Origin of the sequence: Lysinibacillus sp. GbtcB16 (assembly GCF_019091145.1) — a bacterium.
Classification (GTDB): Bacteria; Bacillota; Bacilli; order Bacillales_A; family Planococcaceae; genus Lysinibacillus; species Lysinibacillus fusiformis.
Genome location: NZ_JAGXJV010000047.1, coordinates 1 through 1831, shown reverse-complemented (window position 1 = coordinate 1831; position 1831 = coordinate 1). Strand labels below are relative to the sequence as shown.

2 protein-coding genes are annotated in these 1831 nt (G+C 35.2%); both read right to left on the bottom strand.

All coding sequences use genetic code 11. The features are described from left to right. Positions 1-227: 227 nt before the first annotated feature. Entirely contained in the window at positions 228-851 is a 624-nt protein-coding gene (locus KVT27_RS23095) for an NUDIX hydrolase (RefSeq protein ID WP_217582017.1), read from the bottom strand. Positions 852-862: 11 nt separating this feature from the next. Beyond that, positions 863-1831 (bottom strand): AI-2E family transporter (locus KVT27_RS23090; RefSeq protein WP_217582016.1); only part of this gene is annotated, 969 nt, incomplete at its 5' end.

The following is a 1831-nucleotide window of genomic DNA, read 5'->3' as shown; positions in this document are numbered from 1 at the left end:
CCATAAAGTGATAATTTATGCGTTTTATTGATATTTCCTTTTTCGTTAGTTCAGAAAATGATTCAATAAATGCTTGTTTTTGTTCAAATGTTAGCATATAAAAAATGCTCCTTTTCTTTACAATCTATCTAACAGTATAACTTATTTTTTCCTGTTATATTGTGTACATTCTCATCATTTTTACAAAGAAAATAGGATAAGCTATCTTCTAGCTTATCCTACCCAAATTAGGATGTTTGATTAAATATTTTCTCACGCGCAAATTTGATCACATGTGCAACATATAATTCACGATAAGGAACAAATTGTGCCGTTCCAACTGGTCTGACAATTTTCACTCGTTGACCATCAGGGAAGTATTCGTATCCTTCAATATTCAGTGTTGTCGTTTCTCCCAAGAAGAAAGCTTCGGCCTCATTCAGTCTTGCTCTTACTACACCTGATACTTCCTCATATTGTAAAGCAAAGGAATTCCAATCATGCTCGAAAGGATATATGTAGACATGGCAAAATTCATTATCAATCATATTTTCAGAAACGATACTACAAGAGGTCATGCCCATTTTGACAACATCTCGGACATCTATTTGGAGCCCTAATTCTTCTTTTACTTCTCGTATACCTGATTCCACTGTTTCAACAGCTAATAGATGGCCTGCTGCTGTAATATCAAGTAAACCTGGATAATCCTTTTTCTGTGAGCTTCGTACTTGAAAATAAATATAGTCCTCATTGACAAGCCAGCAATGAAATGTCTCATGCCAAAGCCCTTTTTCATGTACTTCCGACCGTGTAGCTGTTCCAAATTCCTCATGCTGTTCATTAAATACCTTTACAATTTCTTGTTCCATCGTTTCGACTCCTATACTGATTTCGTCGCTTTTTTCTTTATTGCATTACGTTGATCATAAATATTGGATACGATAACTTTCAATACTGCATAAAATGGTACAGCGATAATAATTCCTATAAAGCCTGCAATATTACCTGCTGCTAGAATAATTGTAATAACAGTTAGTGGATGGATATCGAGCGATTTCCCCATCACGTTAGGTGTAATAAAGTTGCTATCAATTTGTTGAGCAACTAGCGTCACAACGGATACCCAAACAACTAAAATAGGATCCTGAATAACCGCTACGATTAGGGCTGGTGTAAATGCGATCCAAGGCCCAATAAATGGAATCATATTCATAAAGAATGCAAAGATTACTAATAGTAACGAATATTCTAATCCAATAATTAAGTAGCCCACATACATAATAAGCGCTAATAAAAAACTAATTTGCAATTGGCCCTGAATATAACTACGTAAAACATCATCAATTTCACTTAATGTTTTCTTAACCCATTGCTGACGTTCGCCACTGAAATATTTATAAATAGATGGTGCAAATTTCTCATGATCCTTCAACATAAAAATAAAGAAGAATGGAATTAAAACAGCTAGTAATGATACAGACACAATGGATTGTAAAAAGGAAATAAACCCTTTACTCGCCACCATTGCAACATCTTGCACAGAGTTCGCCATTTTTTCAATTACATCATTTACCTGCTGTGGGAAGTTATCTTTATTGAGCAGTACATAGTCTGTTAATTGCTGAATACTCGTACTAATACTTGAACTAATCATAGGGGCATTCTTCACTAATTTATTGACCTGCTCGGCAATCGGGTTCCCAATAATCCAGCCAAAAACCCCTGCAATTCCTATGAGACCGAACACAATCGTCAATATGCTTGCCCATCTAGGGAATTTACGCTTTTCTAAAAATCTCTGAATCGGTTCAGTTACATAATAAAAGACACCCCCAAGTAGTAAAGGGAT

Coding starts and splice junctions, on each gene's coding strand:
- KVT27_RS23095 (WP_217582017.1), bottom strand. CDS start 851: ATGGAACAAGAAATTGTAAAGGTATTTAATGAACAGCATGAGGAATTT.